The organism is Mesorhizobium sp. P2_E6, assembly GCF_056403835.1.
Genome location: NZ_JBFUEQ010000001.1, coordinates 518,446 through 540,855, shown reverse-complemented (window position 1 = coordinate 540,855; position 22,410 = coordinate 518,446). Strand labels below are relative to the sequence as shown.

Sequence of the window (22,410 nt, the reverse complement as noted above, 5' to 3'; positions counted from 1 at the left end):
CTACTTGTCCTTCTTCTTGTACATGGCCAGCATGCGCTGGGTGACGAGGAAGCCGCCGAAGATGTTGACCGACACCAGCATAAGCGCGACGAAGCCGAAGCCGGCGGCAATGCCGGAGGCGGCGATGCCGACGGCAAGCAAGGCGCCGACGACGATGACCGAGGAAATGGCGTTGGTAACGGCCATCAGCGGCGTGTGCAAAGCCGGGGTCACCGACCAGACGACGTAGTAGCCGACGAAGATCGCCAGCACGAAGATGGCGAAGCGGAAGACAAAGGGATCGATGGCACCACCCGACAGGGCGTGCGCGGCATCACCCGCAGCTTCAGCGCCGCCGGGCGCCGTCGCCATGTTCTGTACCGCCAGCCGAACGGCGGCGGAGGCCTGGTCGAGCTGGTCGAGGGCTTTCTGCAGGGTCTGATCCATCACGCAATGCCTTTCGACTTCGACGAGGGCGACTTGGGTGCGGCCGGTTTCTTGGGCGCGGCCTTCTTTGCAGCCGGCTTGGCCGAAGCATCGGCGACCATGGTGGTGGCCGGGATCGCGGCCGGCTCGACATGAGGCTGCTGGTCGGCCTTGGCGAAGGCCGGATGGACCACCTTGCCGCCATCGGTGAGCATCGTTGCCTTGACCAGGTCGTCATCGCGGTTGATCGCAAGCGTCTTCGTCGTCTTGTCGACCAGCGTCTCGAGGAAAGCGAACAGGTTCTTGGCGTAAAGCAGCGAGGCGGATGCGGCGACCCGGCCCGGCACGTTGAGATGGCCAACTATCTTGACGTTGTTGGCCGTGGTGACGACCTTGCCGGCTTCAGCGCCCTCGACATTGCCGCCGCGCTCAACCGCCAGATCGACGAGCACCGAGCCCGGCTTCATCGAGGCGACCATGGCCGCCGACACCAGCTTCGGCGCCGGCCGGCCGGGGATCAACGCCGTGGTGATGACGATGTCCTGCTTGGCGATGTGCTCGGCGGTGAGTGCCGCCTGCTTGGCCTGATATTCCTTCGACATTTCCTTGGCGTAGCCGCCTGCCGTCTCGGCCGCCTTGAATTCGTCGTCCTCGACCGCCAGGAATTTTGCGCCGAGCGAGGCGACCTGTTCCTTGGCGGCGGGACGCACGTCTGTGGCGGTGACGACCGCACCGAGGCGACGCGCGGTGGCGATCGCCTGCAGGCCGGCGACGCCGACGCCCATGATGAAGACCTTCGCCGCCGGCACCGTGCCCGCCGCCGTCATCATCATCGGCAAGGCGCGATCGTATTCCGAAGCGCCGTCGATCACCGCCTGGTAGCCGGCGAGATTGGCCTGCGAGGAAAGCACGTCCATCGACTGGGCGCGGGTGATGCGCGGCATGAACTCCATCGAAAAAGCGGTGACACCCGCTTTTGCCAGGGCCGCCACGGCGGCATCATTGCCATAGGGATCCATGATAGCGATGACAGCCGTACCGGGCTTGTAGCCCTTCAGCTCGGTATCCGTCGGCCGGCGGACCTTCAGCACCACATTGGCCTTGGCGACATCGCCGGCCTTGCCGATGGCGGCACCGGCCTTGGCGAATTCCTCGTCGGGGATGCGCGACCTCGTGCCGGCACCGGTCTCGACGACGACATCGAAGCCAAGCCCCGCCAATCTTTTCACGGTGTCGGGCGAAGCCGCTACGCGCGGCTCGTTGGCATCGAGTTCACGAGGGATGAAAACCGTCTGTCCCACCGCATGATCCTTTCGGCCGGAAGCTGTTTCCCGCAAGACGCCGACCGGCCTCGCGGCGGCGCCGTGGACAAGGTGTCGGAAAAATCTATCGGAGGATAAAGGCGCCGGCGGCCAGAATCAGAATGAACAGGATGGTCGCCGAAAAGAAGCCGCCCGCAAAGAAGCCGAAAGCCATCGCCAGGAGTATGGCGCCGCAAAAGAGCGATCCGTATTTGGCCAGCATGAGAAAGCCCGCATAGGTGCGGTCATGCTCGGCATAGTCCATCTTCGCGCCCAGTTCGACAGGACCGGTCGGCGTGTGATCAGCCATAGCAATACCCCTTCGAAGACATCTTTCAGGCACATAGCGAAAAGCCGGGCCGAGAGCAATGGCGCTATTGCCGCATCGCAGCCGACAACTGCCTCAAAGAAAAATTGAAGCCGGCTCCCCGGAGCCCGACCGCGATCGTCGCCGCGGCGCTGCGTTTCTTCGCCGGCTGACGGACCCTTCAGCCGGCAAGATGCGGGAAAAGCCCGAGCAGACCGACGACGATCAGATAGAGCGCGACAATGTAGTTCAACAGCCGAGGCATGATGAGTATCAGCACGCCGGCGATCAGCGAGATGAGCGGCGTGAGCGCGAGCTGCGAGATGTGCATGTCGGGTTCCTTCAAAGACTTCGCGGCGATGCCCGGGGCGCGGCAGCGCCCTTGACGTCATCCAGAACGCAGAAGTGGCCGGAAAGGTCCAGGCGCTTCGCGAAAATCGCGCGGTCTCAGGCGGCTTCGCGATAATATTTCGCTGTCGGCACGATGGACAAGGGTGTCAGTCGGTTGATGGCCGGATTGGCAAACATCAGCCGCTGTTCGGTCGGCGTCGACCTGAAGAATGGGAACCGTTCGAGTGTCAGGCGCATGTTTTCGCCGGCAGGGATTTCGAACAGTGCGATCGGAGTAAGAACGCCAGGAAACTCTTTGCCCTCAGTCCTCTGCACGGCATTGAAGTAACGGGCATAAAAATTGGAATGCTCGATCTTGACCGGCGTAAGGACCGAGTCCTGGCCAAAGTAGCGCGAGGCCACCATGGCAAGCCTGAGTGTCAGAAAAGGCAGCACTCCGGGCGCCGGCGCGCTATCGGGATCGGTTGCGAACCGGGTTCCGTCGATGAAGGTTTCTCCGCGGGCAAGTCGCTCGATCAGTATTTCCGGATAGGCATCGACGGAGGGCGAATACGGGTGCTCGCTGGAAATGTAATGGAAGCGGATCGTGCTGACCAATTCGCCATAGCAATAGACACCGAACCGGTAGGAATTGGGAAGATTGTCCCAGCGGTCCTCGAACATACCGCTGGCGATCGGACCGCACATGCCTGAGCGCAGGTAGGATTTATAGCGAAGTCGGTAGATCGCCTCCAGATCCTCGCCTCCTGTAATAAGGCGATAATCGACATGCTCCAGCAGTTGCATGATCGATCGGTTCAACACCGAATCCCCAGCCGTGCTGACCCCGCCAGACGCACTCCCTACAGCCCGTGCAGCATCCATTGTCTGTCCTCGAAAATCCCGCCTGCGGATAGGCTATTCGAGCTGAAATGAGACACAAGCTGAAATTCCGATATTGTTCATTTACCTTCTGTTAACGTTAACGGCCGGGCGTCCGTTTGGAAATGTCTACTGATGAATAACTCGAGTGAGGAGGAGGCTGCCAAGAGCCAACTTCGAAAAGCAGGATACTAACTGGCTGTCCGCTTGCCGGTGAGACGCAGATCAGCGACGAATGGCCAGGTGGCACTCGACATCGTCTCGATACCCGACGCACTAAGCGCGGCGCCGAAGAGGAAGCCTTGCACGAGATCCGGTTTGACCTGCAAAGCCAGGATCTTGAGCTGTTCGAAGGTCTCGACACCTTCGACGGTCACGGAAAGTCCGAGCGGCCGTGACAGATTGACAATGCCCTTGAGCAGTTCGAGCGAGCGGCTGTTCTGAGTGACGTCTATCAGGAACGAACGGTCGATCTTGATCTTGTCGAGCGGCAGCTTGTGCAGGTAGCTCAGGCTCGAATAGCCGGTGCCGAAATCGTCGAGCGCAATGCGCACGCCAAGCTGCTTCAGCTCCTCGATGTACTGGCGTGTCAGCGACTTGTCGTCGAGCAGCGCCGTTTCAGTGACCTCGATCTCCAGCCGGCCGGCGGCGAGGCCGGAGCTGGTCAACGCATCACGAACCTTCTGGACGACGTCGCGGCTGCGGAAATCCTTGGCGGAGAGATTGACCGAGACGGTCGTCTGGTCCGGCCATTTGGCGCATTCGGTGCAGGCCGCCTGCAGCACGAAGGTGCTGATCTCGGAAATGATGCCCATTTCCTCGGCCAGCGGAATGAAGATGCTGGGCGAGATCGGCCCGAGATCTGGATGATCCCACCGGCACAGCGCCTCGCAGCTGGCGATACGCATGGTGTTCATCGCCACGATCGGCTGATAGACCACGCGCAGGACCTTGCTTTCCACGGCAGTGCGCAGATCCGCCTTCATCAGCTGACGGTTGCGGAAGGCGGCATCCATCGAGGCCTCGAACAGCCGCCAGCTGTTCTTGCCGAGCTCCTTGGCCTTGTAGAGCGCCAGGTCCGCCTTGACGATCATGGCGTCGACATCGGTATCCTTGACCCGCGACAGCACCGCGCCGCCGCTGGCCTGGATGCGCAGTCCGTGACCGGCGACGTCGACCTCTCCCTGCAGGCCGGCGAAAATCTCGTCGAGCTGGCCGGTCAGATGGCTCTCGTCCTCGACGCGGTCGAAGAAGACCATGAATTCGTCGCCGCCGAAACGGCTGACCGTGATGCCTTGCCCGGCAATGGCCGCAAGGCGCTCGGCGACGGCGTAGATCAACCCGTCGCCGATCGGGTGCCCAAGCGTGTCGTTGACGCTCTTGAAATCGTCGAGATCCAGCACTGCCAGCCCGCAGAGACGGTCGCCGTCGCCGGACGCCATGGCCTCGCCGACCAGTTCGTGGAAATAGGCGCGGTTGGGCAGGCCGGTGAGGTTGTCGTAGCGGGCCATGAAGCGGATCTTGTCTTCCGCCTCGACGCGGGCGGTGACGTCCTCGAAGGTGATGACGCCCAGCTCCTGGCTGCCCTCGCGAGCCGAGAATTCATAGTGCTGGCCGTTGGCGAGGGAAACCAGCACCTTGCGGTCGCGGCCCTCGCGCAGGGCGCGCGTCAACTGGGCCTCGATATAGCGGCAATCCTTCGGCGCTAGCATACCGCCTGCGACACCGCGCATCAACAGACCGTGGATCGACCGCCCGAGCAGCGCATCCGGCGACTTGAGCGACATCAAATGCGCGGCCTCGGCATTGGCCACCGCCACGCGGCCGTTGGGGCCGAGCATGACAAGGCCGTGCGACATGGTGTTGAGGGCGCGATCGAACCTGAGGGCGAGCTTCCTCGCTTCCTTGTGGCCAATGACGGCCGAGAAAAGCACGTTGCGGACGTGATCGGCGCTGTTGATGGTGATGAAAGTCAACGGGATGATCATCAACCCGAGAACGACCGAAGGGACATCCATGCGCAGCAAGAGTGCAAGTGCCGCCGGACCAATGAAGGTCACGGAAAAAATCCGCACCATGCGCGGAGATCCGTAGTTCCGGCCAACAACCGTGACCAGGGTAGCAATGGCCAGCGACGTCGCGGCCAGTTCGGCAAAGGGATCAGGGTACACATAGATCGAAATGAAGCATAGCGCGCCCAACCCGAGGCCCTGCAGGCTGCCCTTGAGGATGTAGTTGCGCTCCCACCGCCGCGCCTCGTCGACATTGGCTATGACACCGCCCGCCTTGCGGAAGGCGCGAATGCCGAAGTAACGGAAAAGACTGATGGACAGTAGAGTAAAAGAGAAAGCCAGGAACAACGGATTGTGCGTGCGAAAGTAGATCATGAATCCGAGGATCCAGTAGCACACGCCGCCAATCACCAGCATGTGGGCGTTGTCGAACAACGACCGCACAAACTGGATATAAACATCCGGTGGGATGTTTTCGGTCTTTGTCCTGCCCATATTGTCGGCCCAACGCTAAGCCCTGTCATGCCACGTCCGCCTTAAGAAAGGCTTAGAACAGTGGTTTCGGCTCGGTTGCCGAGGGCGCGCAGATGCAGGATCGGCTGGGAAACCAGACTTCAGGTAAACAAGGCGTATCGATCATTCGGCAGCTTGAAGTTTCGGCTGTGCCGGCGTGTTCGACAGACGTTCGAGCAGCCTTTTGCGTTCGCCGGCCGCCTTTTCGGCGCTGGCCCGGCGGACGTGGCCATAACCGCGAATGAGAGCCGGCACCGAGGCAAGGGCAATTGCCGCATCGACCACGGCCGGCGCCAGCGATCTGGCGACGAGGTCCAGATCCACCTCGTACTGCGCAAGAAGCTGCCGCTCCATGCGCCGCTCGGCCGTGTAGCCGAACAGGTCGAAGGCGGTGCCGCGCACGCCTTTCATCGCCGCCAGCAGGCGAAAACCCTTCATCATCCAGGGGCCGAAGCTCGATTTCCTCGGTGTGCCGTCATTGCCGCGGCGGCCCATGATCGGCGGGGCGAGATGGAATTCGAGTTTCTCGTAACTCTGGAACTGCTTGCCCAATTCGGCGGCAAAGGAGCCATCGGTATAGAGCCGCGCCACCTCGTACTCGTCCTTGATGGCCATCAGCTTGAACAGGTTCCTGGCGGCAGCCTCCGACACCGCGGTCGAACCGGGCACGGCCTTGGCTTCGGCGGCGCGCAGGACGGCGATCCTTTCGGCATAACGCCTGCCGTAGGCGGCATTCTGGTAGGCGGTCAGGAAAGCAACGCGGCGGGCAATGATGTCATCCAGCGTCTCGGCGATCGCAGCGGCCTGCCCGGTCTTGCCCGGCTGGGCGACGAGGCCGCGCACGAAATCCGGCTGATGGGCGGCACGGCGGCCCCAGCGGAAGGCGGCGATGTTCATCGCCACGGCTTCGCCATTGAGCTCGATCGCCTTCTCGACAGCTTCGGCCGAAAGCGGCAAGCCGCCGTGCTGGAAGGCAAAGCCGAGCATGAACATGTTGGCGCCGAGCGAATTGCCGAACAGCGCGGTGGCGGTGCGCGTGGCGTCGAAGAAATGCGCCTTGCCGTCGCCGGCGGCGGCGCGGATTGCCTTCTTCAGGCGCTCGATCGGCAACGAGAAATCGGCCGACCGGGCAAATTCGCCGGGCATGATCTCGGCGGTGTTGGCGAGAAAGATGGTGTGGCCCTCGCGCACCGCCGTCAGCACTTTCTTGGCGCCCGACACGACGAGATCGCAGCCAAGCACGAGATCGGCCTTACCGGCCGAGACGCGGATGGCATGGATGTCGTCCGGGGTGCGGGCGATGCGGACATGGGTGAACACCGAGCCGCCTTTCTGGGCAAGGCCGGCCATGTCGATCATGCCGCAGCCCTTGTCCTCGAGATGGGCCGCCATGCCGAGCACGGCACCGACGGTGACGACGCCGGTGCCGCCGACGCCATCGATGATCGCCGCCCAGCCCTGCTCGCCAAGCGGGAACTCGGCGGGCGTCGGCACGCCGTCGAGCGGGTCGGCCTTGCCGGCCGTCCCCTCGGCCTTGCGGATCTTGGCGCCGTGCACGGTGACGAAGGACGGGCAAAAGCCGTTGACGCAGGAGAAATCCTTGTTGCAGCTCGACTGGTCGATCCTGCGCTTGCGGCCGAACTCGGTCTCGACCGGCTGGATCGAAACGCAGTTCGACTGCACGCCGCAATCGCCGCAGCCTTCGCAGACCAGTTCGTTGATGAAGACCCGCTTGTCGGGATCGGGAAAGGTGCCGCGCTTGCGGCGGCGGCGCTTTTCGGCCGCACAGGTCTGGTCGTAGAGCAGCACCGACACACCTTTGACGCCGCGCAGCTCGCGCTGGACGAGATCGAGGTCGTCGCGGTGATGGATGGTGGCGCCGACCGGGAATTCGGCCTTGCCGGCATATTTGTCCGGCTCATCGGTGACGATGGCGATGCGGTCGATTCCTTCGGCGCGCACTTGCCTAGCGATCATGTCGACGGTCAGGCCGCCTTCGTGCGGCTGGCCGCCGGTCATGGCGACGGCGTCGTTGTAGAGGATCTTGTAGGTGATGTTGGCGTCGGTCGAGAGTGCGAAGCGGATCGCCAGAGTGCCGGAATGGTTATAGGTGCCGTCGCCGAGATTCTGGAAGATGTGGTCGCGCTTCGAGAACGGCGCCTGCCCGACCCATTGCGCGCCCTCGCCGCCCATCGCGGTGAAGCCGAGGGTGTTGCGGTCCATCCACAGCGCCATGAAGTGGCAACCGATGCCGGCAGCGGCGATCGAGCCGTCCGGCACCTTGGTCGAGGAATTGTGCGGGCAGCCGGAACAGAAGAACGGCGTGCGCGAGCCGATGTCGGTGGCATCCGCCAACATCGCCTGGAACTGGCGTAGCTTTGCCACCCGCGCCGAAATCTCTTCAGACGGACCGATGGTCCGCACGATCCTCTCGCCAAGCGCGATGGCGATCTCGTTGGGGTCGAGCGCGCCCTTGGCCGGAAACAGCCAGTCGCCGCGCTCGTTCTTCTTGCCGACGATGACCGGCTGCGAGGCGGTGCCGTAAAGGCTTTCACGCAGTTGCACCTCGATCAGCGAGCGCTTCTCCTCGACGACGACGATGGTGTCGAGACCGCGGGCAAAGTCGGCGATATGCTGCAGGTCGAGCGGCCAGGGGCAGCCGACCTTGAACAGCCGCACGCCAATGCGGTTGGCGGCCGCCTCGTCGATGCCGATGTCCTCCAGCGCCTGGCGGACATCGAGATAGCTCTTGCCCAGCGTGATGATGCCGAGCTTCGGGTTGCGGCCGCCCGAATAGACGATGCGGTTCAGCCCGTTGGCATGGATAAAGGCGGAGGCAGCGGCGCGCTTGTATTCATGCAGCCGCTCTTCCTGGCCGAGCATGTCGATCTCGTGGCGGATATTGAGACCGCCGGGCGGCATGTCGAAATCGGGCACGACGATGTTCAGCCGTTCGAGCGAGGCATCGACCGAAGCCGTCGATTCGATGTTGTCCTTGACGCATTTGATGGCCGCCCAAGTGCCGGCAAAGCGCGACATGGCAAAGCCGTAGAGGCCGTAATCGATGATCTCCTGGACGCCGGCCGGATTGAGGATCGGCACCATGGTGTCGACGAACAGGAATTCGGTGGCGTGCGCGTTGGTCGATGATTCGGCCATGTGGTCGTCGCCCATCAGGGCGAGCACACCGCCATGTTTGGACGAGCCGGCGAGATTGGCGTGGCGGAACACGTCACCCGAACGATCCACGCCCGGCCCCTTGCCGTACCAGACCGAAAAGACGCCATCATGGGTGCCCTCGCCCAGCAGTTCCGTCTGCTGCGATCCCCAGCAAGCGGTGGCGGCAAGCTCCTCGTTGAGGCCGGGCTGGAAGACGATATCGGCTTGGCCGAGCTGCTTCTTGGCCTTCCACAACTGCATGTCGAGGCCGCCGAGCGGCGAGCCGCGATAGCCGGAAACGAACCCCGCCGTGTTGAGGCCGGCGCGACGGTCGCGCTCGCGCTGCATCAGAAGCATGCGGATGACCGCCTGCGCACCGGACAGGAAGATGCGGTCCTTTGCGAGGTCGAACTTGTCGTCGAGCGCGACATCGTGCAGCGTCATCAGGCATTTCCTCTGCGGAGGCCGCGTGGGAGCAGGCAGCCAACGTTCGGAGTCGGATGACGCATCCTTTCTCCCCTTGCAAGGCAGGTCAAACAAAATCGAAGGTGCCAGGCAACGCGCAACGAACGGTCCGAGGCGATCTCGGATCGGGTGTGGAACCACTCTACGGACGCTGCCTAGCGCACTAAAATTTCTGCGCGTCAGATGCCATTGGAGCAATTCGGCTTCGGTTCGCCCGGCAACTTGCCGTCGGGATGGCCGACGAGATCGGGATTGGCCGTGTAGAGCTGATCGATGACCAGCGGCCGGTCGGGCAGCACCGACTGGTCCTCCGTCGACATCAAGGTGGTGTCGATCTTTTGCAGGATGGCGCCATCGGCGCCCTTGATGCTGATGGCGATCGCATAGGGTTTGTTCTTGACGACGCAGGTCAGGGCCGGGCTCTCAAGGGTCACCTTGTCGAGCTTCGGCCAGACCTTCTGCTCGACCACCAAAGGCGCGCCGCCGGCGGGATCCTGGAAGCTGGCGACAGCCACCTGGCCGTCTCCCATCGGCTGCAGTGGCCGTAGCGTGACGACATAGGTTGCCCTGGCGAGACGGTAGTTGAAGACGAATATCTTGCCGGAAATCTCGAACAGCTTGCCTTCGTCGTTGCCGGTATCGCGGCAGGCCCCGAGCGCAACGGCGGCAATCAATGCAGCGCCGACAACGATCGAGCGGGAAAGACTTCTAAGCATCCTTGACCTCATTGGCCGCCATGCGGCGGCGACGATAATGACGACTTGCCTTCTGACGGTTGCCGCATACCGCCATGTCGCACCAAAGACGGCTGGAATTGCGGCTTCTGTCGACGAACAGCCAGGTGCAGTTGGGACAGATCCTCAGCCTTGCGACGGTGTCGTCGCGCAGCAGCGACAGGGCGGAAACCGCCAGCGCCGCCTCGAAGGCGATCGGCGTCACCGGGTCCCCGAACGGCCTTCCCGGCGCCCCGATTTCGGTCCGGCTGCCAGCCAGCCCCTCGGCGCAGGCGCTCAGGAACCCGGGAAGATCGGCGGTGGCAACCGCGCCTTTCGACACCGCGCCACGAAACAGCCGGTCAGTCGCCTCGCGGATCGACAGCACGACGGGCGCGATTGCCACGGGCGACGATACGGCCAGTTGCCGGTCGCCCAGCTCTGCGGCGCGAAAGGCGCTCGCCGCGTCGGCAAAGCGGGCGATCTCGGCCGGATCATCGAAGCGGTCGAACGTTTTCTCCAGATCGCCGCGCAGCACCACGGTGTTCGCCGTGTCGAGCGCAAGCAGGCCGCCGGTGAAGCGGTGCGGGGTCCAGGATACCGTCATGCCTGAAATCTAACCGATAAATCGCATTTGACAAGTTAGATTCCGCGATGCAAACCTTCGCAGGGATGCGGCCCCCCGCAGCCTTTTTGAACATGTCGTCGTCAAAACCGTTGCTTCGGGACGGCATGATCCGAGGGTTTTGCATGCTCTATTTCTTCCAGCAGGTGCTGAACGGGCTGCATTCGGGGGCGCTCTACGCGCTGCTCGCCTTCGGCTACGTGCTGACCAACGGTATCCTGCACCGCACCAATCTTGCTTATGGCGCGCTGTTCGCGTTTTGCGGCCAGACGATGATCCTCACCGCGGCTTTCGGCTATCAGGTGCTGTGGCTGACGCTGCTGGCTGCGGTGACACTCGGCGTCGCCGCGGCTTTCCTCTATTCCGCGCTGGTCAGCTACGTGCTGTCGCGCAGCGTCTTCGAACCGTTGGCCGACCGCTCGCCCAATGCGATCGTGGTGACGACGCTCGGCATCCTGCTTTTGTTGTCGGAGGCGAGCCGTATCGCCGCCGACACGCATGATCTGTGGCTGCCGCCGATGCTGGCGCAGCCCGTCGTTTTCGCGCAGGACGCAACCTTCAAGGCAACGCTGACGCTCATCCAGCTCATCGACTGCGCGGTGGTGCTGGCGGCAATCGTGCTGGCTGCGTGGGCTTTTGCCCGCTCGAGCTTCGGCCGGCGCTGGCGCGCCGTCTCCGACGACCCCAAGGCGGCCGCCATGTGCGGTGTCGACGTGCGCGCGGTGTTCCGGCATGCGGTGCTGTTCGGCGGTTTCTGCGCTGCACTGGCCGGCGTCATGGCCGGCCTCTATTACGGCAACGTCAGCTTCGGGTCAGGCCTGGTCTACGGCTTGAAGATCCTGTTCGTGACCGCGGTCGGCGGCTATCTCTCGCCGCCGCGCGCAGCGCTCGGCGCGGCCGCCTTCGGCATGGCCGAATCGCTGTGGGCCGGCTATTTCCCGGTCGAATGGCGCGACGCCTGGATGTATCTGTTCCTGGTCGCCATCCTGGTGCTGATCGGTGCCGGCCGCGACACCGCCAAAATCGCCTGAAACCATCAGACTTTGGTTGCATGACGCCGGGGCAGACGGCCAGTATCCGGACCTGCCCGCCGATGCGATGACCTTTGCTGCCTCCATCCTTGTTGACCCGTCAATCCACGCGCGGCATACCGTTGGACCACACGGCGTGACGGACCTGAGGGGGAAGCCGGAACGCCTCCGGCACAGGGAGGAATGCATGGCAGGGCTTCTCGCTCTATCCAGGACCATTGATCGCGCTAACGAATTCATCGGCAAATGGGTGTCGTGGCTGATCCTGCTGGCGATCCTGGTTAGCGCCGCCAACGCCATCATCCGCAAGATCTTCGACATATCCTCGAACGCCTGGCTGGAGCTGCAGTGGTATCTGTTCGGCGCAGCCTTCATGCTGGCTGCCGCCTATACGCTGAAGCAGAACGAACATATCCGCATCGACATCGTCTACGGCATGTTTTCGCGCCGCGTGCAGCACTGGATCGACCTGCTCGGCCACATCCTCTTCCTGATGCCGTTCGTGACGCTGATGGTGATCTATTTCGTTCCCTACGTGTCGCTGTCGTTTCGCAGCGGCGAGATGTCCAACAACTCCGGCGGACTGATCATCTGGCCGGCCAAGGCCATCCTGCTGGTCGGCTTTTTCCTGCTCGCTCTGCAGGGCATCTCCGAGATCATCAAGAAGATCGCCATCATGCGCGGCGATATGGACGACCCCAATCCGTTCATATCGGCACATGAGCAGGCCGAACTCGAAGCCAAGGCGCTGGCCGAAGAGGTGCGTTCATGATGGAGTTGATCGCCCAGAACATGGCGCCGATCATGTTCGCCTCGCTGATCATCTTCCTGCTGATCGGCTACCCCGTCGCGTTTTCGCTGGCCGCCAACGGCTTGATGTTCTTCTTCATCGGCGTGCTTCTCTCGCCCTATTCCGGTGGATCGATCAATCTCGCCTGGCCGCTTCTGCACGCCCTGCCGGATAATTTCTACGGCAGCCGGGTGATGTCGAACGACACGCTGCTTGCCATTCCGTTCTTCACCTTCATGGGCATCGTGCTCGAGCGATCGGGCATGGCCGAAGACCTGCTCGACACGATCGGCCAGCTGTTCGGACCGATCCGCGGCGGCCTTGCCTATGCGGTGATCTTCGTCGGCGCGCTGCTGGCAGCAACCACCGGTGTGGTGGCGGCATCCGTCATCGCCATGGGCCTGATCTCGCTGCCGATCATGCTGCGCTACGGCTATGACCGCCGGCTGGCATCCGGTGTCATCGCCGCATCCGGCACGCTCGCCCAGATCATCCCGCCGTCGCTGGTGCTGATCGTGCTGGCCGACCAGCTCGGCCGCTCGGTCGGCGACATGTATGCGGGCGCGCTGATCCCGGGCCTGGTGCTGACCGGCCTTTACGCGCTCTACATCCTGATCATGTCGATCGTCCGGCCGGCATCGGTGCCGGCGCTGCCGCTGGAGGCCCGCACGCTCGGCCACGGCGTTCTGTCGCTGCTGGCGGCATTGCTGGTCACGTTGGCGGTTTCCTACGCGGCGTATCGCTATCTCGCGCCGGCGCATGGCGACAATGCCGACATTCTCGGCGCCACCGCCGGCGTGCTCTTCATCTACGTCGTGGCAATTGCCGACAAACGCCTGAACTTCAACATGATGTCCAGGCTGGCGCAGCAGGTGATCATCGTGCTGATCCCGCCATTGGCGCTGATCTTCCTGGTGCTCGGCACCATCTTCCTCGGCATCGCCACCCCAACGGAGGGCGGCGCCATGGGTTCTGTCGGCGCCTTGATCATGGCGGCGGCAAAGGGGCGGCTGTCGCTGGACGTGGTCAAGCAGGCCTTGACCTCGACGACGCGGCTGTCGTCCTTCGTCCTGTTCATCCTGATCGGCGCGCGGGTGTTCTCGCTCACCTTCTACGGCGTCAACGGCCACATCTGGGTCGAGCACCTGCTGACCTCGCTGCCGGGTGGCGAAGTCGGCTTCCTGATCGGCGTCAACATGCTGGTCTTCTTCCTGGCGTTCTTCCTCGACTTCTTCGAACTCGCCTTCATCATCGTGCCACTGCTGGCGCCGGCCGCAGACAAGCTCGGCATCGACCTGATCTGGTTCGGCGTGCTTCTGGGCGTCAACATGCAGACCAGCTTCATGCACCCGCCCTTCGGCTTCGCGCTGTTCTACCTGCGCTCGGTCGCTGCGCGCGTGCCCTATCTCGACCGCATCACCGGCAAACAGATCGCACCGGTCACCACCGGGCAGATCTATTGGGGCGCGGTGCCCTTCGTCTGCATCCAGGTGATCATGATCGGGCTGACCATCGCCTTCCCGCAGATGGTGATGCATTACAAGGGCACGGTGGTCGATCCCGGCACGATCGACTACAAGGTGCCGGAAGTCCCCGGCCTGTCGCCGCTTGGCACACCGCCGGCCGACGGCGGCTCGGCGCCGGTCGCTCCTGCCGCCCCTGATCTGTCGCAACCACCGAGTTTCGGCGACACGCCGCCGGCCAAACCGGCGGCACCCCAGCCGGACCTGTCGCAACCGCCAAGCTTCAACTGAACCCGGCATGGCCACGATCATGAAAGCGGTTCGGCTGGAAGCGGTGGGCAGCATCGCGCTGCGCGAGGTCGACAAGCCCAGCATCGGGCCTGATGAGCTTCTGGTGCGCGTTGAAGCCTGCGGCGTCTGCGGCACGGACCGGCATCTGTTCCACGGCGAATTCCCGTGCACGCCACCGGTGACGCCCGGGCATGAATTCTCCGGCATCGTCGAGGCGCTCGGAGAATCCGTCTCCGGCTTTGCCGTGGGCGACCGCGTCACCGGCGACCCCAACATCGCCTGCGGGCGTTGCGCGCACTGTCATGCAGGGCGGGTCAACCTCTGCAGCAACCTGCGTGCCATCGGCATTCATCGCGATGGCGGCTTTGCCGAATACCTTGCCTTGCCGCAGAAGCAAGCCTTCATCCTGCCTGCCGACCTGAAGCCGACGCATGGTGCCTTCTGCGAACCGCTCGGCTGTTGCCTGCATGGCGTGGATCTGGCCGAAATCAGGCCAGGCAGCTCGGTGGCCGTGCTTGGCGGCGGCGTGATCGGCCTGCTCACGGTGCAGCTGGCGCGCTTGGCCGGGGCCACGACCATCATCTTGTCGACCAGGCAGGCCTCGCGGCGCGGCCTTGCCGAAGATCTCGGGGCCACGGCGACGGTCGATCCGACCGCCGCCGATGTCATCAATGCCGTCGCCGGACCAACGGGCCTGGCGCCAGGCGGTGTCGACGTCGTCTTCGAATGCGCGGGCGTGCGGGAGACCGTCGAGCAGTCGATGCGGCTGGCCCGCGCCGGCGGCAAGGTCGTCATCGTCGGCGTGACGCCGCAAGGCATGAAAGCGGAATTCGAGCCTTTCGACCTGCTGTTCCGGGAATTGAAAGTGCTCGGCTCCTTCCTCAATCCCTACACGCATCGCCGCGCCGCCGAACTCATTGCATCGGGCGCAATCGAGATCGACCGGCTGATCTCCAGGCAAGTGGCGCTCGAAGACGCGGCAGCGGTGATCGCCAATCCGCCGGCCCCCGGCGAGGTCAAGGTGCTGGTGGTGCCGCGCGCGGGCTGAGCGGCTGCGGCTTGGCCGTGCGCGCTTGCCGGCAACCCATCGATCGGTTATTGGGTGCGCGCCGAAAAAGACATGACCGGTTCGGTAGTCCGGTCTCTTCCGTTGTTGAACGGAGGCCCGTTCACCGCATGATTTGCGGGAGAACCCACGGCCGGCAAGCGAGGCCAAAGCCCGCGAGCCGGTTGGGTCATGTCCGGATTTCCTGATGCCACGGCCCGCCGGTTCACAGTCTGCAGCCACGCCTGTCCGCGCTTCAATCAACGACAGGACAAAGGACCATGAAACTGAACCATGCCAATCTCATTGCCACCGAAGTCGCGGCTCTTGCCGGCTTCTTCACCAGCCATTTCGGCTTCGAGCTTGTCGCTATGCGCGGCAAGGATGCCTTCGCGGTTCTACGCGGCACCGACGGTTTTTCCCTCAACCTGATGACACCAGGCAAGGGACGGGCAGCCAGCTATCCCGATGGTTTTCACGTCGGCTTCTTCGTCGGCAAACCGGACATTGTGCACGCAAAGCAGGCCGAGCTTGCCGATGCGGGCCTCGCGCCTGGCGAAGTCCAGGAGCTGACGCGAGGCGGCGTCAATTCGACCACCTTCTACTGCCTTGCGCCAGGCGGAATACTGATCGAGGTGAGTTCCTCGCCAGCCTGAAAAGAAAGACCCCGGGCGAACAGGCCCGGGGTCCTTGAATGAATACATTGGAGTGGTTTACAGGGGCTAAAGCTTGCCGTTGCGCTGCTGGACCATCATGAAGGTGTCGTAATTGTATTCGGCCACCTGCGCCCAAAGATAGTGCTCCTTGCGGAAGCCCTTGATCGATTCCCAGATCTTCTTGAACGGCGCATTGGAGGCTTCCATTTCGGCATAGACCTCGTTGGCCTTTTCGAAGCAGGCGGACATGATCTCCTGGCTGAATGGGCGCAGCTTCGCACCACCGGCGACAAGCCGCTTCACCGCTGCCGGGTTCAGATAATCGTACTTCTGCAGCATGTTGGCATCGGTAGCCTGGGCGGCGGTGCGCAGCAGTGACTTGTAAGCCGGCGAAAGCTCGTCGTATTTCGCCTTGTTGAACATCAGGTGGACGGTCGGACCGCCTTCCCACCAGCCGGGGTAGTAGTAGTAGGGCGCCACCTTGTAGAAGCCGAGCTTCTCGTCGTCATACGGGCCGACCCATTCGGCGGCGTCGATGGTGCCTTTTTCCAGCGCCGGATAGATGTCGCCGCCGGCGATCTGCTGCGGCACGACGCCGAGCTTCTGCACCACCTTGCCGGCAAAGCCGCCGATGCGCATCTTGAGGCCGGACAGGTCGGCAACCGTGTTGATCTCCTTGCGGAACCAGCCACCCATCTGCACGCCGGTGTTGCCGCCCGGCAGGCCGAAAAGGCCCTGCGTGGCGAGAAACTCGTTGAACAGGTCGATGCCGCCGCCATGGTAGTGCCAGGCGTTCATGCCGCGCGCGTTGAGCGAAAAGGGAACCGCCGCACCGAGCGCCCATGTCGGGTCCTTGCCCCAGTAATAATATGCCACCGTGTGGCAGGCCTCGACCGTGCCGGCCGTGGTGGCGTCGGCGGCCTGCAGGCCGGGCACGAGCTCGCCGGCGGCAAAGACCTGGACCTGGAAGTTGCCATCGGTGGCTTCCGACAGCATTTTGGAGAACACCTCGGCGCCGCCATAGATGGTGTCGAGCGACTTCGGGAAGGACGACGCAAGCCGCCACGTCACCTTGGGATTGGACTGGGCTATTGCCGGCGCCGCGAGCGTGGCCGCCGCCGCCGCAGCACCGACGCCAGTAACACCAGCCTTGCGAATGAATGAACGACGATCCATGAAGTTCCTCCCTTTTGGACCAGACAGACCGACGTTCGGAAAATCCTCGCTTCCGTGTCGGTTGGCGCGAAACAATACACAGGCAAGAGGTCGAGTCCAGCGCGGCGGCCCGATTTGACGGCGAAGCCCAGCCGCCTTGCAACTATAGTCTAACAGGCTGTTTCGTGGCCCATGCGACACGTGAAACTTGTCATGGAAAAATGGCGGCGGATCGCCTATTTTGGAGGCAGGACATCCTTTGCAGATGGAAAACAGAGCCAAAATGCATCAGCCGCTCGTCGCCATATCGACCGACGTACGTCAGTTCGACAACTACACCTGGCATGCCGCCCCGCAGCAATATCTGGAGGCGGCGATTGCCGGTGCCGGCGTGTTTCCGGTGCTGGTGCCATCGTTCGGCGACAGGCTCGACTTCGACGAACTTCTCTCGTCGGTCGACGGGGTCATGGTCACCGGGTCGAAATCCAATGTGCACCCCTCGCTCTATGGCGGCGACGCCAGCGAGGCCAATGGCCCCTACGACCCGGCGCGCGACGCCACCACGCTCCCGCTGATTCGCAGGGCGATAGAGCGCGGCGTACCGCTGCTCGCCATCTGCCGCGGTATCCAGGAAATGAACGTGGCGCTCGGCGGCACGCTGGGCACCGAAATCCAGGAGCGCGAGGGTTCGTTCGACCACCGCGCGCCGGTGAGCGACAATCAGGATGAGCGCTTCGCCATCCATCAGACCATTTCGATCAAGCCGGGCAGCTGCCTGGCCGGCGTGTTCGGCGCCGGAGACATCAAGGTCAATTCGTTGCACCGCCAGGCGATCGACCGGCTGGGCTCGAAACTGCAGATCGAGGCGGTCGCCGGCGACGGCACGGTCGAGGCGGTTTCGGTGCGCGACTCCCGCGCCTTCGCCGTCGGCGTGCAATGGCATCCGGAATATTGGGTCAACTCGGACAGCAACTCGGTCAAGATTTTCCGTGCCTTCGGCGATGCCGTGCGGCTGCACGCCGTGGCGAAAGCCGGTGCGCGCGCCGCAGCGGAATAATCAGTCCCTAAAATCACCTGTCGCCGCCAGCGACAGCAATGGTGCGGCCGGCGCATAGGATTCGTAGCCGTCACCGTCAGCAACCGCGAAGGTGACGATCGGATCGACGCCATTGGCGCTGAAGGCGACCGTGCCGTCCTGTTCCTGGCGCCAGAACTTTGCCCGCTCGATGCCGGGCAAGAGCCGGCGGCAGTTCAGCCCCATCGTCAACAGCGACAGGTCATCCGAAACCGACGCACCGCGCGTGACCGCGCAGTTGCCTTGGTCGCCATTGGCCACCAGCCTGTAGCTATTGGATGGTGCGACCGCATCGGCGGCACTTTCACCGCCGCCGTCGTGAAGCAGATGAAAGCTCCCAAACAGCGCGGCGGTAGCTGTCACGAGGGAAAGCGTTTTTATCATTCTTCATCCTCGAACACGGACAGGATGAAGAATGATTTCAGATGGTTAAGCGGACGTTAATAAGTGTGGCAACCTGCCGCCTGTCCGGACGGAAAGGCGCTTCACGCTTTTCCTGGAATAGCTTTGGCCTTCACATTCACAGTCTCCGGCACCGGCGTCAGCGGCCGCCGTTCGGTGAACCAGGAGACCAGATTGTCGACGCACAGATCCGCCATTGCGCGCCGTGTATGGTCCGAGGCCGAGCCGACATGCGGCAACAGCGAGGTGTTCGGTGCGTGGAGCAGCGCCTTGGGCACGTTCGGCTCGTCGGCAAAGACATCGAGCCCTGCGGCGGCGATGGTGCCATTGGCGAGCGCTGCCGCCAGCGCTGTCTCGTCGACCGTGCTGCCGCGGCCGATGTTGACGAAGACGCCGTTGGCGCCGAGCGCCGACAGGATTTCGGCATTGACCGCCTTCTCCGTCGAGGCGCCGCCGGGCGCCACCGAAATCAGCGTGTCGACCGCTTCGGCGAGGCCCTTCAATGTCGGGTGGTACTGGTAGCTCAAGCCTTCGACCCGGCGCCGATTGTGATAGGCGACCGACAGGCCAAAAGCTTCCAGCCGCCGGGCAACCGCTTGGCCGATGCGGCCCATGCCGAAAATACCGACCTTGCGGCCACGCAAGGTCAGCCGGCTCAGCGGATAGTTGCCCTTGCGCAGCCAGCTGCCGTCACGCAGCCAGGTCTCGGCGCGCGGCAGGTCGCGGATGGTGTTGATCAGCAGCCCGATGGTGGTGTCGGCAACCTCTTCGGTCAACACGTCGGGCGTGTTGGTGACCATGATGTTTTTGGCGGCCGCATATCCGACATCAACCGAATCATAGCCGACGCCGAAGGAGGCGATGAGTTCGAGATTGGGCAATGCATCCATAATCGCCGCATTGATGCCGGCGAACGAGGCAATGCCACGCACGTTGCTGCGCATCTCGTCGGTGACCAGCGCCGGATCGGCTCGTTCGATCTTGACTCGCTTGAAGGTGCTGTCGATGCGCTTGATGGCATGATCGTTGAAATCGCCCGGCACCAGAATGGCGACGGTCTGCAATTGCTCGGCCTTGGTCATGCACGCTCCACCGGCTTGCCGGTCGACTGGCGCACATGCAGTTCCGGCTTGATCAGTTCCTGCGACGGCCGCACCGTCTGCCCGTTCAACTTGTCCAGCAGCGCGCTGGCGGCGCGGCGTCCAACCTCGCGCTGGCCGTTCCAGACGGTGGTCAGCGCAGGCGTCGCAATTGCCGCCTCTTCGAGATCGTCATAGCCGGTGACCGAGATGTCGACGCCCGGCACCAGGCCGGCACGCGCGATGCCGTTCATCAGGCCGATGGCGACAAGGTCGTTCCAGCAGCAGGCGGCCGTCGGCTTGTCCTTCAGCGCTAGGAACTGCCCGGCGGCCTCGAAGCCGGCTTGCTTGGTGCGTGGGCCGGCGATGCGCCAGGACGGCCTGACCTCAAGCCCGGCCGCCTCCATGGCGTTGACATAGCCCTGGTAGCGATCGCGGCCGGTCGAGGTCTGGTCGGTGCCGCCGATCATGGCGATGCGCTTGTGGCCGAGCGAGATCAGATGGTTGGTGGCGAGCCCGGTGCCATAGGCATCGTCGCCGCGAAAGACCGGCACATCGGCACCCTCGACCGTGCGTGCGATCAGCACCGCCGGCAGGCCGTTCTCCTCGGCCATCAGGATGTCGGAAGCCGGCGTGCCGATGGCCGGCGACATGATGACGCCGTCGGCGCCCAGCTGCAGCAGCGTATCGATGAAGGTGCGCTGCTTCTCGAGCTGGTCATAATGGTTGGACAGGATGAAGGTCTGGCGGCTGCGGTCGAGTTCGCTTTCGATCGAGCGCAGGATCTCGGCGAAGAACGGATTCATGATGTCGTGGACGACGACCCCGACAATGCCCGAACGCGAGGTGCGCAGGCTGGCGGCGCGCCGGTTATAGATATAGCCGATGGTGCGGGCATGTTCCTTGATGCGGTCGCGGGTGGTGCCGGCGACCAGCGGACTGTCGCGCAGCGCCAGTGACACCGTGGCCGTGGAGACGCCGAGCGCATCCGCGATCGTCGAAAGCTTGATTTTCTGTGCCAGCGACCTGTGCTCCCCGACCGGCTTCAGTCCCTATGCATGTCGTTGTCCCGAAACCGGTTCCCACATGCATTAAACAGTTTAAAGGCGGCGTTATGCCATCGATCGGCAGTAAATCAAAGTTTTTTTGCCAACGCCTCCGCTTCGACATCGGAGGCCGCGCGGCTCTGCAGCCGAAGCCGATGCTCGCGATGAACGATGTAGAGGCCGCTGGCGACGATGATCGCGGCGCCGACCAATGTCCAACGGTCGGGAAACTGCTTGAAGACGATCCAGCCGGAAATGATCATCCACACCATCTGCGAATAGGGATAGGGCGCCAATGCGGTGGTCGTCGCAAGCCGGTAGGCCTGGACCAGCAGCCAGTGGCCGACGCCGCCGAACACGCCAAGCATGAGCAGGACGAACCAGTGCCAGCCATCATGCGGCAGGGAAAACGAAAACGGCAGCAGGGGCAAAAGTAGCACCGCCGGCGCCAGTGCCGAAAACAGGATCAGGCTTTCCGACGTCTCCCTCGCCGACATGCGGCGCGTCATGATGACGTAAAAGCAGTTCGACAGCATCGAGCCGAGCGCGAAGAGATGTCCGATGCCGAAAACGCCGACGCCTGGCCGGGTGATGATCAGAACCCCGGCGAAAGCGGTCAGGATCGCCAGCCAGCGCCGCCAGCCGGCCCATTCGCCAAGCAGCGGGCCGGCAAGTGCGGTGATCACCATCGGCCCGAAGAAATAGATCGAGGTGGTTTCGGCCAGTTGCAGGGAGCGTAGCGCCAGGATGTTGAACATGGTCGAGCCGAACAGGAACAGACCGCGCAGGACATGGGCCGGCAGGTTGACCGGGCGAAACCGTACCGGTTGGCGCCAGCCGCGCAAAAGCGTGCCGACCAGCACCACATGCACGGCAAATCGCACCCAGGCGACGATCAGTACGGATACGCCGGCCAGGACGAGATATTTGCTGCTGGTGTCGAGGAAGGTGAAGAAGATGTAGGTGGAAAGCATGCAGAGGATCGCCACCGGGGGCGTTGCGCTTTCTGGATGTCTTTGGGAAGCACTCACTTGCAGGCCGGATGGGAAGCTGGGCTGGAGCCCACCTTTGCGGGAAATGCCGCTTGCCGGCAAGCCAATTGTCGGCTGCCACCACGCCAAAGCCGGCTGGCACAACAACAGCGCCCGGCAGGCTTAGTCTTTTGGAGCGAAGGTGCGTCGAAACCCCCGATCAGGCCGGCATATTCAGCGCACCCTAGTCGTGCATCCGGGCGCCCTTGGTGATCTTGTCGACCACCTTCTTCTCGGCGCGAAGCGCGATACCGACCACCTTTGCGTCTTCAGGTGCGAATTCGGCAAAGACTGCACGGTTGGCCGCGTCGTGGCCGGTCGCGAACATCTCCTCGACATAGAGCGAGGTTGTCACGCCACGCTCCAGCGTGCGCCGGTTGATTGCGGCCAGCGTTGCCTGGTCGGCGGACAGCACGATGACCGGCTGGATCGACAGCGGATTGTAGAGATTGCCGGCGCGGTCGCGGTAGGGTTCGCCGATGATGTCCGGGAATTGGGCGACGATGCCGCTGGTCAGGAAGGCGGTGACGTTGAGTTTCTGCCAGACCGGCAGATCCTGCCGGAGCACGATTGCAAATTTCGTATCGAACATGAGACATTGACCATTCGAGCTGTGCCCCGATACGAGGCTGAA

Annotated in this window: 21 protein-coding genes; 6 read left to right on the top strand and 15 right to left on the bottom strand. The window is 63.2% G+C overall.

From position 1 onward, the window contains the following. The 9 genes from AC1D08_RS02600 to AC1D08_RS02560 form a co-directional block, all read right to left on the bottom strand. Positions 1 to 426 (bottom strand): proton-translocating transhydrogenase family protein, encoded by a 426-nt coding sequence (locus tag AC1D08_RS02600; RefSeq protein WP_091581083.1) that lies wholly within the window; start codon positions 424 to 426, stop codon positions 1 to 3. Beyond that, a complete protein-coding gene (locus AC1D08_RS02595; protein WP_457152755.1) occupies positions 426 to 1,706 on the bottom strand; it encodes a Re/Si-specific NAD(P)(+) transhydrogenase subunit alpha in 1,281 nt (426 codons plus the stop codon). Before AC1D08_RS02595 ends, AC1D08_RS02600 begins: the two co-directional genes overlap by 1 nt. A gap of 85 nt (positions 1,707 to 1,791) precedes the next feature. Further along, positions 1,792 to 2,016, bottom strand: a complete 225-nt coding sequence (locus AC1D08_RS02590) for an aa3-type cytochrome c oxidase subunit IV (RefSeq protein WP_095082965.1) — start codon at positions 2,014 to 2,016, stop codon at positions 1,792 to 1,794. A 178-nt stretch (positions 2,017 to 2,194) separates the two neighbouring features. Beyond that, on the bottom strand, positions 2,195 to 2,344 hold the full coding sequence (locus tag AC1D08_RS02585) for a DUF3096 domain-containing protein (RefSeq protein WP_019862764.1): 150 nt from the start codon (positions 2,342 to 2,344) through the stop codon (positions 2,195 to 2,197). Between the two features lie 116 nt (positions 2,345 to 2,460). Next, on the bottom strand, positions 2,461 to 3,168 hold the full coding sequence (locus AC1D08_RS02580) for an N-acyl amino acid synthase FeeM domain-containing protein (RefSeq protein ID WP_477225572.1): 708 nt from the start codon (positions 3,166 to 3,168) through the stop codon (positions 2,461 to 2,463). A gap of 248 nt (positions 3,169 to 3,416) precedes the next feature. Further along, positions 3,417 to 5,732, bottom strand: coding sequence for a putative bifunctional diguanylate cyclase/phosphodiesterase (locus tag AC1D08_RS02575; RefSeq protein ID WP_477413000.1), 2,316 nt, complete (start codon positions 5,730 to 5,732; stop codon positions 3,417 to 3,419). Between the two features lie 141 nt (positions 5,733 to 5,873). Further along, complete coding sequence (locus tag AC1D08_RS02570) at positions 5,874 to 9,353, bottom strand: indolepyruvate ferredoxin oxidoreductase family protein (protein ID WP_477422502.1); 3,480 nt, start codon at positions 9,351 to 9,353, stop codon at positions 5,874 to 5,876. A 200-nt stretch (positions 9,354 to 9,553) separates the two neighbouring features. Continuing rightward, entirely contained in the window at positions 9,554 to 10,090 is a 537-nt protein-coding gene (locus tag AC1D08_RS02565) for a hypothetical protein (RefSeq protein WP_457150955.1), read from the bottom strand. After that, on the bottom strand, positions 10,083 to 10,694 hold the full coding sequence (locus AC1D08_RS02560; RefSeq protein ID WP_457150954.1) for a CGNR zinc finger domain-containing protein: 612 nt from the start codon (positions 10,692 to 10,694) through the stop codon (positions 10,083 to 10,085). Before AC1D08_RS02560 ends, AC1D08_RS02565 begins: the two co-directional genes overlap by 8 nt. 143 nt (positions 10,695 to 10,837) lie before the next feature. Between AC1D08_RS02560 and AC1D08_RS02555 the strand changes: the two genes are divergently transcribed. From AC1D08_RS02555 to AC1D08_RS02535, 5 genes are all read left to right on the top strand, one after another. Beyond that, positions 10,838 to 11,743 carry a branched-chain amino acid ABC transporter permease gene (locus AC1D08_RS02555; RefSeq protein ID WP_457150953.1) on the top strand — a complete coding sequence of 302 codons (906 nt, stop codon included), beginning with the start codon at positions 10,838 to 10,840 and terminating at the stop codon, positions 11,741 to 11,743. A gap of 187 nt (positions 11,744 to 11,930) precedes the next feature. Next, positions 11,931 to 12,515: a TRAP transporter small permease subunit gene (locus tag AC1D08_RS02550; RefSeq protein ID WP_477302375.1), complete on the top strand. Its 585-nt coding sequence runs from the start codon at positions 11,931 to 11,933 to the stop codon at positions 12,513 to 12,515. Next, positions 12,512 to 14,287 carry a TRAP transporter large permease gene (locus tag AC1D08_RS02545; protein ID WP_477302377.1) on the top strand — a complete coding sequence of 592 codons (1,776 nt, stop codon included), beginning with the start codon at positions 12,512 to 12,514 and terminating at the stop codon, positions 14,285 to 14,287. Before AC1D08_RS02550 ends, AC1D08_RS02545 begins: the two co-directional genes overlap by 4 nt. 19 nt (positions 14,288 to 14,306) lie before the next feature. Then, positions 14,307 to 15,335: a zinc-dependent alcohol dehydrogenase family protein gene (locus tag AC1D08_RS02540; protein WP_457150959.1), complete on the top strand. Its 1,029-nt coding sequence runs from the start codon at positions 14,307 to 14,309 to the stop codon at positions 15,333 to 15,335. Between the two features lie 278 nt (positions 15,336 to 15,613). Then, positions 15,614 to 15,988: a VOC family protein gene (locus tag AC1D08_RS02535; RefSeq protein WP_457150950.1), complete on the top strand. Its 375-nt coding sequence runs from the start codon at positions 15,614 to 15,616 to the stop codon at positions 15,986 to 15,988. Positions 15,989 to 16,054: 66 nt separating this feature from the next. Here AC1D08_RS02535 and AC1D08_RS02530 read toward each other — a convergent pair whose 3' ends face one another. Further along, a complete protein-coding gene (locus AC1D08_RS02530) occupies positions 16,055 to 17,164 on the bottom strand; it encodes a TRAP transporter substrate-binding protein (RefSeq protein WP_457150949.1) in 1,110 nt (369 codons plus the stop codon). 262 nt (positions 17,165 to 17,426) lie between these two features. Here AC1D08_RS02530 and AC1D08_RS02525 point away from each other — a divergent pair, with 262 nt between their 5' ends. Further along, positions 17,427 to 18,200, top strand: a complete 774-nt coding sequence (locus tag AC1D08_RS02525; protein WP_095084310.1) for a gamma-glutamyl-gamma-aminobutyrate hydrolase family protein — start codon at positions 17,427 to 17,429, stop codon at positions 18,198 to 18,200. On the opposite strand, the gene AC1D08_RS02520 is transcribed toward AC1D08_RS02525, so the two are convergent. The 5 genes from AC1D08_RS02520 to AC1D08_RS02500 form a co-directional block, all read right to left on the bottom strand. Next, on the bottom strand, positions 18,201 to 18,602 hold the full coding sequence (locus AC1D08_RS02520; RefSeq protein ID WP_457150948.1) for a hypothetical protein: 402 nt from the start codon (positions 18,600 to 18,602) through the stop codon (positions 18,201 to 18,203). A gap of 101 nt (positions 18,603 to 18,703) precedes the next feature. Then, positions 18,704 to 19,702, bottom strand: coding sequence for a 2-hydroxyacid dehydrogenase (locus AC1D08_RS02515; protein ID WP_457150947.1), 999 nt, complete (start codon positions 19,700 to 19,702; stop codon positions 18,704 to 18,706). Continuing rightward, positions 19,699 to 20,721: a LacI family DNA-binding transcriptional regulator gene (locus AC1D08_RS02510; RefSeq protein ID WP_457150958.1), complete on the bottom strand. Its 1,023-nt coding sequence runs from the start codon at positions 20,719 to 20,721 to the stop codon at positions 19,699 to 19,701. The genes AC1D08_RS02515 and AC1D08_RS02510 overlap by 4 nt, the downstream gene beginning before the upstream one ends. Before the next feature lie 113 nt (positions 20,722 to 20,834). Further along, on the bottom strand, positions 20,835 to 21,719 hold the full coding sequence (locus tag AC1D08_RS02505; RefSeq protein ID WP_457150946.1) for a DMT family transporter: 885 nt from the start codon (positions 21,717 to 21,719) through the stop codon (positions 20,835 to 20,837). Positions 21,720 to 21,960: 241 nt separating this feature from the next. After that, a complete protein-coding gene (locus tag AC1D08_RS02500; RefSeq protein WP_457150945.1) occupies positions 21,961 to 22,368 on the bottom strand; it encodes a DUF2000 family protein in 408 nt (135 codons plus the stop codon). Positions 22,369 to 22,410 lie beyond the last annotated feature (42 nt).

Coding starts and splice junctions, on each gene's coding strand:
- AC1D08_RS02520 (WP_457150948.1), bottom strand. CDS start 18,602: ATGATAAAAACGCTTTCCCTCGTGACAGCTACCGCCGCGCTGTTTGGG.
- AC1D08_RS02540 (WP_457150959.1), top strand. CDS start 14,307: ATGAAAGCGGTTCGGCTGGAAGCGGTGGGCAGCATCGCGCTGCGCGAG.
- AC1D08_RS02530 (WP_457150949.1), bottom strand. CDS start 17,164: ATGGATCGTCGTTCATTCATTCGCAAGGCTGGTGTTACTGGCGTCGGT.
- AC1D08_RS02505 (WP_457150946.1), bottom strand. CDS start 21,719: ATGCTTTCCACCTACATCTTCTTCACCTTCCTCGACACCAGCAGCAAA.
- AC1D08_RS02590 (WP_095082965.1), bottom strand. CDS start 2,016: ATGGCTGATCACACGCCGACCGGTCCTGTCGAACTGGGCGCGAAGATG.
- AC1D08_RS02555 (WP_457150953.1), top strand. CDS start 10,838: ATGCTCTATTTCTTCCAGCAGGTGCTGAACGGGCTGCATTCGGGGGCG.
- AC1D08_RS02565 (WP_457150955.1), bottom strand. CDS start 10,090: ATGCTTAGAAGTCTTTCCCGCTCGATCGTTGTCGGCGCTGCATTGATT.
- AC1D08_RS02575 (WP_477413000.1), bottom strand. CDS start 5,732: ATGGGCAGGACAAAGACCGAAAACATCCCACCGGATGTTTATATCCAG.
- AC1D08_RS02560 (WP_457150954.1), bottom strand. CDS start 10,694: ATGACGGTATCCTGGACCCCGCACCGCTTCACCGGCGGCCTGCTTGCG.
- AC1D08_RS02585 (WP_019862764.1), bottom strand. CDS start 2,344: ATGCACATCTCGCAGCTCGCGCTCACGCCGCTCATCTCGCTGATCGCC.
- AC1D08_RS02525 (WP_095084310.1), top strand. CDS start 17,427: ATGCATCAGCCGCTCGTCGCCATATCGACCGACGTACGTCAGTTCGAC.
- AC1D08_RS02550 (WP_477302375.1), top strand. CDS start 11,931: ATGGCAGGGCTTCTCGCTCTATCCAGGACCATTGATCGCGCTAACGAA.
- AC1D08_RS02570 (WP_477422502.1), bottom strand. CDS start 9,353: ATGACGCTGCACGATGTCGCGCTCGACGACAAGTTCGACCTCGCAAAG.
- AC1D08_RS02515 (WP_457150947.1), bottom strand. CDS start 19,702: ATGACCAAGGCCGAGCAATTGCAGACCGTCGCCATTCTGGTGCCGGGC.
- AC1D08_RS02535 (WP_457150950.1), top strand. CDS start 15,614: ATGAAACTGAACCATGCCAATCTCATTGCCACCGAAGTCGCGGCTCTT.
- AC1D08_RS02500 (WP_457150945.1), bottom strand. CDS start 22,368: ATGTTCGATACGAAATTTGCAATCGTGCTCCGGCAGGATCTGCCGGTC.
- AC1D08_RS02600 (WP_091581083.1), bottom strand. CDS start 426: ATGGATCAGACCCTGCAGAAAGCCCTCGACCAGCTCGACCAGGCCTCC.
- AC1D08_RS02545 (WP_477302377.1), top strand. CDS start 12,512: ATGATGGAGTTGATCGCCCAGAACATGGCGCCGATCATGTTCGCCTCG.